This window comes from Hydrocoleum sp. CS-953 (genome assembly GCF_002260545.1).
In the GTDB taxonomy this organism is placed as follows: Bacteria; Cyanobacteriota; Cyanobacteriia; order Cyanobacteriales; family Microcoleaceae; genus Trichodesmium.
In genome coordinates this window covers 1-7,533 of the sequence record NZ_LGSU01001173.1, presented here as the reverse complement: position 1 = coordinate 7,533, position 7,533 = coordinate 1, and the positions used below count along the sequence as shown (strand labels likewise).

Annotated in this window: 7 protein-coding genes and 1 pseudogene; 4 read left to right on the top strand and 4 right to left on the bottom strand. The window is 35.8% G+C overall.

The genetic code is table 11. The features are described 5' to 3' along the window. Positions 1-141: 141 nt before the first annotated feature. From AFK68_RS18930 to AFK68_RS35260, 3 genes and pseudogenes are all read left to right on the top strand, one after another. A pseudogene (locus AFK68_RS18930) lies at positions 142-801 on the top strand (S41 family peptidase); the annotation flags it as partial. Positions 802-832: 31 nt separating this feature from the next. Beyond that, a complete protein-coding gene (locus AFK68_RS18925) occupies positions 833-1,690 on the top strand; it encodes a S41 family peptidase (RefSeq protein WP_371357448.1) in 858 nt (285 codons plus the stop codon). A 77-nt stretch (positions 1,691-1,767) separates the two neighbouring features. Next, on the top strand, positions 1,768-1,941 hold the full coding sequence (locus AFK68_RS35260; RefSeq protein ID WP_168186546.1) for a hypothetical protein: 174 nt from the start codon (positions 1,768-1,770) through the stop codon (positions 1,939-1,941). A 93-nt stretch (positions 1,942-2,034) separates the two neighbouring features. Here the strand turns inward: AFK68_RS35260 and AFK68_RS18920 are convergent, their stop codons facing one another. From AFK68_RS18920 to AFK68_RS18905, 4 genes are all read right to left on the bottom strand, one after another. Beyond that, positions 2,035-2,544 carry a molybdenum cofactor biosynthesis protein B gene (locus tag AFK68_RS18920; RefSeq protein WP_094674133.1) on the bottom strand — a complete coding sequence of 170 codons (510 nt, stop codon included), beginning with the start codon at positions 2,542-2,544 and terminating at the stop codon, positions 2,035-2,037. Positions 2,545-2,860: 316 nt separating this feature from the next. Next, on the bottom strand, positions 2,861-3,196 hold the full coding sequence (gene psb28 / locus AFK68_RS18915; protein ID WP_094674131.1) for a photosystem II reaction center protein Psb28: 336 nt from the start codon (positions 3,194-3,196) through the stop codon (positions 2,861-2,863). 373 nt (positions 3,197-3,569) lie between these two features. Next, positions 3,570-4,388 (bottom strand): M48 family metalloprotease, encoded by an 819-nt coding sequence (locus tag AFK68_RS45690; RefSeq protein WP_371357449.1) that lies wholly within the window; start codon positions 4,386-4,388, stop codon positions 3,570-3,572. 49 nt (positions 4,389-4,437) lie between these two features. Next, positions 4,438-4,740 (bottom strand): hypothetical protein (locus AFK68_RS18905; RefSeq protein WP_210407498.1); only part of this gene is annotated, 303 nt, incomplete at its 3' end. 1,225 nt (positions 4,741-5,965) lie between these two features. Here AFK68_RS18905 and AFK68_RS18900 point away from each other — a divergent pair. Further along, positions 5,966-7,003: an ABC transporter ATP-binding protein gene (locus tag AFK68_RS18900; protein WP_094674125.1), complete on the top strand. Its 1,038-nt coding sequence runs from the start codon at positions 5,966-5,968 to the stop codon at positions 7,001-7,003. Positions 7,004-7,533 lie beyond the last annotated feature (530 nt).

The following is a 7,533-nucleotide window of genomic DNA, read 5'->3' as shown; positions in this document are numbered from 1 at the left end:
ATTATAGATACAATAGATACAATTATCAATATCCTCAGCCAATATCCTAGTATATTAGGCTTCCTTAAATATAAACTACCCTTGTATCATAAAATATTGGGAAAGTCAACTCCATAAATGTCCAACTACCAAAAAAAATAAATGAACTCAGCTTCAAAACACTTTTCTTTTATTCAAAATATTTTATATAGTGGAGCGATCGCCACAACAGCAGCTTTATCTTTATTGGCCCCTAGCTTGAGCAAGCCTGCTGAGGCAAATTTAGAAAATAGTCCTAAAGTAGTTTTAGATGAAGCATGGCAAATTGTCAACCGCGAGTATGTTGATGGTAGTTTTAATCATACAGATTGGCAAGCTACTAGGAAAAGTTTATTAGAAAAAAACTATACTTCCCAAGCACAAGCTTACAAAGCATTACGCGAAGCTCTAGACAAACTGGATGACCCTTATACTCGTTTCTTAGACCCAGAACAGTTTAAAGCACTGACGAATCAAACATCAGGAGAAATGTCTGGAGTGGGAATGCAACTAAAGCAGGAAGAGCTTACCAAGGCGATCGCTGTGGTAGACGTTGTGGAAAATTCTCCAGCGATGAAGGGAGGTTTATTACCAGGAGACCAAATTAAAGAAATTGATGGTAAATCTACTTCGGGTTTAAGTGTATCAGCAGCAGCTAAACTGATTCGTGGTGATGTAGGTACAAAGGTAGTGCTGCGAGTTATTCGCCCCGGAGACAGAGAATTTGATGTGACTTTGACAAGGGCAAGAATTGAATTACAAGCTGTTCGTTACGACCTCAAGNTGGTAGACGTTGTGGAAAATTCTCCAGCGGATGAAGGGAGGTTTATTACCAGGAGACCAAATTAAAGAAATTGATGGTAAATCTACTTCGGGTTTAAGTGTATCAGCAGCAGCTAAACTGATTCGTGGTGATGTAGGTACAAAGGTAGTGCTGCGAGTTATTCGCCCCGGAGACAGAGAATTTGATGTGACTTTGACAAGGGCAAGAATTGAATTACAAGCTGTTCGTTACGACCTCAAGCGAGAAGGAGATCAGCGTATTGGATATATCCGTTTACAAGAATTTAGCGCCCATGCTGGAGAACAGATGGAAAGGGCGATAGAAGAGTTGGATAATCAAAATCCTGATGGTTATGTTTTAGATTTGCGGGGGAACCCAGGAGGGTTATTGCGTATTAGTATAGATATTGCTCGGATGTGGATGGATAAAGGTGCTATTGTCAGTACAGTTGACCGAGATGGAGATAGACAAGAACTTCGGGCAAACCGTTCAGCTTTGACTGATAAACCAACAGTGGTTTTGGTAGATGGTGACTCAGCGAGTGCTAGTGAAATTCTGGCAGGAGCGCTCAAAGATAATGGTCGTGCTGTAATTATGGGAGACCAAACTTTTGGGAAAGCTTTGGTACAGTCGGTGCATTCTTTATCAGATGGTTCTGGTTTGGCAGTAACTATTGCTCACTACTATACTCCTAAAGGAACTGATATTAGTAAAAAAGGTGTTACTCCTGATGTGGTTCTGAATTTGACAGACTCTCAAAAACGAAGGTTATATCGGAAACCAGAAGCGATCGCTACTAAATCAGACCCCTATTATGCTCAAGCTGTTAATCTTTTGAAAAATAAAGAATTGTTACGTCCTTTAGTATTAAGGGAAGAAGAAAATTAAATCAACATTCCTTGATTTAATTTGAGTAGGACTTATATTAAATCCGGTGATATGGTATCATTCAATATGGTAGGGGTTTGGAGACTAATTGGGGTTTGGAGACTAATTGGGGTTTGGAGACTAATTGGGGTTTGGAGACTAATTGGGGTTTGGAGACTAATTGGGGTTTGGAGACTAATTGGGGTTTGGAGACCAAACCCCTACCCAACTTGGAGTTTTTGCCTCTTTTAGAATCTTATTATCCAAAGTAAGAGGATTTGATATTATCCAAATCAACCTGGTTTCTGGGTTACTGTGCGTAAGTATTATTTGGTTTACTTACGGCGTTGTTATCTCATTTAACTTTAAGTTTTACGAAGTTGCAGAACTAAGTGAACTAATTCTGGTAAGATTAACTTTTCTACAGCTAGCTTGACTGCATTAGTAGAATCTGGAAGTGAAAATACTAATGTATCTTGATAAGTACCAGCAACAGCACGAGAAGCGATCGCCCTCGAACCAATTTCTTGATAACTCAACCAACGAAATAGTTCCCCAAAACCGGGTAAAGTTTTTTCTAATAAATTTTCAATGGCATCATAAGTAGTATCTCTGGGAGCTATTCCTGTTCCACCATTAAAAATTAAAGTATCTATATCCTCTCGCTGACATAGAGATTCTATTTGGGCGACGACTGCCAATTTTTCATCTTTAATAATTAAATATTCTGTTACAGAATGACCAGCACTTTCAAGTATTTTCTGGAGTAACTGACCACTTTTGTCTGTTTCTTTTGTGCGGGTATCACTCACAGTAATGACAGCACAACTAAGAGTAATATTTTGAGGAGTAGGATGAGGAATTTGTCGATCCATTCAAATTAGAGTAGTTTGTTCAACAATTGATAATTTTCATGTCGGCGACTGCCTAAACAATTGATAATTAATAATTACTTCTTCTGTAATAGTAATTATTGGCTAAAAGTAATTTTTTTGATTTTTTTTGCCGTGAATGGAGAGCCTTTATATCTTAATTTTTTGGTAAATAATTAATCTGTTCAACTAAAGATTGTCGAAGCTTCCATTATATTTGGGAGAACTTAACAGTAAATTATTTCTTTTCCGTTTTAGGGAAGTCCACGGAAGTAGCTAGACATCCCCAGGCTCAAAATCTCCTGGCCTGGGGAACCTATCAAGCCTTATTAAATTCTAAACCATACTCTTTAGCATAACGTTCCATAAAACGCATAAAACGCTCCCATTCTTCTAGAGACTTCATAACATGATATCCCTCAAGGAATTTAGGCTCGCCATTGACAAATCTAGCCTTAACTTCGCGACTGGTAATTTGGCCTTCTTCATCAATCAGATACATCCCTGTAATTTCTTCAGTAACATCTTGGCCCAAAGCCTTGGGATTCTCAAAAATCAATGTAGCTGTTCCCTGATTACCACTACGAGAACGAGTTAAACGAACTTCTGGTATAGCCTCTTCATCAACACCTTGAATAAATTGAATTGCAGTCATGAGTATCTTTAGTTAATCCTTAATAAATCGTTAAAGTATTATTATAAGCAGAAAAATGATACCCAAGAACCCTAAGTTCTGGATAATCTATAGGTCTAACGTTTGCTTCCTGTGAAAGAGATTTGCTTTTTATGTCCAGTAGGGAAATTTTAATAGGCCAAAAGTTATGTCAATTGTCAAATAAGCGTTCTACATCATCTACAGAAGAACCACCACGACTAGAATTAAGTCTTAAAGATTTCCTANTATAAGCAGAAAAATGATACCCAAGAACCCTAAGTTCTGGATAATCTATAGGTCTAACGTTTGCTTCCTGTGAAAGAGATTTGCTTTTTATGTCCAGTAGGGAAATTTTAATAGGCCAAAAGTTATGTCAATTGTCAAATAAGCGTTCTACATCATCTACAGAAGAACCACCACGACTAGAATTAAGTCTTAAAGATTTCCTATCTTTAGATAAATCATAAGTCAAAGGTTTAGTTTCAGAAATAATAGCTCTACTTTCTTCTGCTAGAGATATAGCTGGAAACTTAAGCATCAAATCTTTCAGAGCTTCAATACGTTTAGGTATAGTAGGATGAGTAGTATCAAATTCGGCAGTTGGTGTTTGCCCCAAAACTTTCATAGCTCTTAAACAACCTTCTGCTTCAAAACCTGCCTTTGCTGAATATAAATATCCTATTTTATCAGCTTCAAATTCTCTTTTACGGTCTTCTTCAGCAAGAGTTTTTTCTAACTCTTCTTTTTTCTGGGCGACAATTTTATCTATTTTTTCTTGAGATACCTTCGACCTTTGACTACTAACATTACCCAATACAGCACTACCAAATCTTCCTGCTCTTCCGCCAAATATTCTTGCTGCACTACGTCCAATAGAAATACCAGTTGCCTGTGTTTGAGCATTCTGTTTTTTTGCTAAAGCTTCTTGTTGAGCTTCTTGTTCAATTTTTGTGATTAAGGCTGCTTTTTCCACAGGAGTTAAAGCTGTGTGTGTTTCAGTATGATGTGCAATTTCATGGCCAACAAGACAAGCTATTGCAGAAGCATCTCCTACAAGCAGCTCCAAAATACCATTGTATAGAGCAATAAGGTTAATGTTAGTGGCAAAGGCATTAAGATTATACTCTGGAACGATTACGATCTGCCAAGATTTTTCATCAAGTTTATTGGCCCTGGCTATACGGTCAACAATTCGATAAAGTACATAGAGGTCTTTAGGTAGTTCTTCTTTGGCCTGTTGNGTTAATGTTAGTGGCAAAGGCATTAAGATTATACTCTGGAACGATTACGATCTGCCAAGATTTTTCATCAAGTTTATTGGCCCTGGCTATACGGTCAACAATTCGATAAAGTACATAGAGGTCTTTAGGTAGTTCTTCTTTGGCCTGTTGGTATATATTTTTTGGTTGTTCATTGTCAGTTGTTTGTTTTGTTGGGGTAGAATTCTCTGAGGAAATAAAGTTAGCTCTAACTGATAGTTGATTGATAGGTAGGAGAAGTGTAATTGCTGCTAATGTAGTTAGTATAGTTTTGATTTTCAACATGATATAGCAATCCTATTTAAGTTTTAATATTTTGGTGGTATTAAGGAGTTAGCTAGAAGAAGCGTCGGATTGGCGAGGTACAGAATTTTCAAGGTTTTCAGTTCAGATTAACTATTATGAAAATTATCACAACCTATTTAGGATTGCTATATATAAAATTAAAAGTTAAACTAATTTTTTTCTGCTTCAAGCAAGTTGTTATCTGAAGAAATTTCGGTTAAGACAATATTGATCATAAGGTTGAGTTTGGTCTGGAAAAATATACAATAATCTTAGAAAGATTTATTATACTATATTAGTTAAGTGATTATTTTAGTCAAAACTAAATTTGTAGATAGAACAATAGAAAGGCTAGTGTTTAGATATTTTGCACAAGGTGATACTAAAACATCTAGTATAGGTTTATTTTTTCCTAAGTGGTAGAGTTTGAAAAAGTGGAAAATTACTCATAGTTTTGCAGGCTATTTTACCGAATAATTAATAATTAATAGTTAATAATTAATAATTGAAGCGTCAATAATTAATTATTCATTCAACAATTAAGGTTTGAAGCCTCCCCCCAGAGGGGATGAATCAAAAAAAAATCCTTTTAGCCAATCCCCTTCTTGAAACCTATCCCTTAACCCATAAATCCTGAAAGAATTGTGGGGAGCAGGGGAGTAGGGAGCAGGGGAGAAAGGAGAAAGAATCATAGTAGCTAAGTAAAACTACTTGAATTATCAAAAAAAATGTTCTTTTTCATACATTTTTCTCCCGAAAAGGGCAAATCAAGATGTACCNATTTTATATTACGTTCTATTATTTCTACTTTTCCTCTAAATATCTTTTATTATAAGTATTTAGCAATCAGCTATTATAGCAATCGGCGCATTGGTCGTAACAAGTTTTATAATAGTTAAAAAGAGCTGAAAAGCTTCAAAATTACAACTCCTAACTACACCCAAAATACCACAACCGATCAGAGGATTGCTATAGCTATGAGTTATTAACTCAACTATCACACCGAAGGAGGAATTAGTCTCCAAGGAGAATTAAAACTTATGAATAAAAATATTATCATCAGCTAACTTTAGTAAATTATTACGTTCAAAGTCTGTTTGAGTAGCGTTCTACAGTAAAAGGTGAAAGCTAATAGCTGTTTCCGCAGCATTTCGCAGGAAATGCTTACCTTTTATTAATTTGTATGACCAGTTTAAAGTAAATTTTTTAGGAGCATAAAATCATAATGATTGAAGTTGAGAAGTTAAGCAAAATTTATGGTTCAACCTCAGCATTGAAAGAAGTATCTTTTGCTGTACAACAGGGAGAAATATTAGGATTTTTGGGTCCTAATGGTGCAGGTAAAACTACAACTATGCGAATTTTAGCTGGATATTTACCTGCTACAAGTGGCACGGCTAAAATTGCTGGTTATGATGTACATGAAGATTCTATGGCAGTACGACAATTGATTGGTTATTTGCCAGAAATACCACCATTATATCCAGAAATGACGGTGGAAGGATTCTTATTTTTTGTTACTAGAATTAAACGAGTTCCTGCGGGCGATCGCTCTGCTAGAGTTAGGTTGGCAATGAGAAGATGTGGGTTATTAAATAAGCAGAAAGTTTTAATTAGAAAATTATCGAAAGGGTATAAACAAAGGGTTGGTATTGCTCAAGCTTTGGTACACGATCCACAGGTAATTATATTAGATGAACCGACTGTTGGTCTTGACCCTAGACAAATTATTGAAGTGAGAAATTTAATTAAAAGTTTGGCTGAAGAGCATACAATTATTTTATCTACTCATATTTTGCCGGAAGTTAGTATGACTTGTAATCGAGTGGCGATTATTAATCAGGGTGAAATTGTGGCTACGGGTAGTCCGGAAGAAATGAGTAATAAGTTAGCAAGTGGGTGGGGATATGAGGTGGAAATTGAGGGGGAAATTCAGGAGATAGAAACAGGATTAAAATTATTAGCTGAAGTTCCAGGAATTGAATCTCTAGAAAAAATTAAATCAGATAATGAAGGTCGTCTGAGATTACAAATAAAATGTCAACCGGAAATGGAACCAGGAAAAGAAATTTCTAATACTATTATTACTGCTGGTTTGGGTTTATGTGAACTACGTCGAGTTCGTGCTAGTTTAGAAGATGTTTTCTTAGGTTTAACTACTGGTGAAGTTGCTAAAAATTCTGTCATAAATAAGGAAAAATCTGAGAGAAATATTGAGTTGAAAAAAGATAATAATCAATTACCTGACCCTTGGGAAAATTGAGGCGATCGCTATAAAATCTAAATTATAAATTTAGATTTTATAGACTCAAAACTTTGATACGTTAAGGAAAACTTGTAGTAGACTGACACAGCTAAAACTGTGCGTTAGATTTTTTCCTATAATTCTCGTTATGGCAAGATTTGAGGATTTTTTTCTAATTTACTATTNACAGCTAAAACTGTGCGTTAGATTTTTTCCTATAATTCTCGTTATGGCAAGATTTGAGGATTTTTTTCTAATTTACTATTTAAGGTGTGCAGTCGAGTAGAAAAATTTGACGATTCATCTCCTCACTGGTGCTTCAGGAAATGTACTGACTATTGCTCTATACGCAATAGAAGAGAAAATTCACTATTCATCTCCTCACTGGTGCTTCAGAAAATGTGCTGACTATTGCTCTATACGCAATAGAAGAGAAAATTCACTATTCATCTCCTCACTGGTGCTTCAGAAAATGTATTAACTATTGCTCTATACGCAATAGAAGAGAAATTTGACGATTCATCGCCTTACGGGTGCTTCAGAAAATG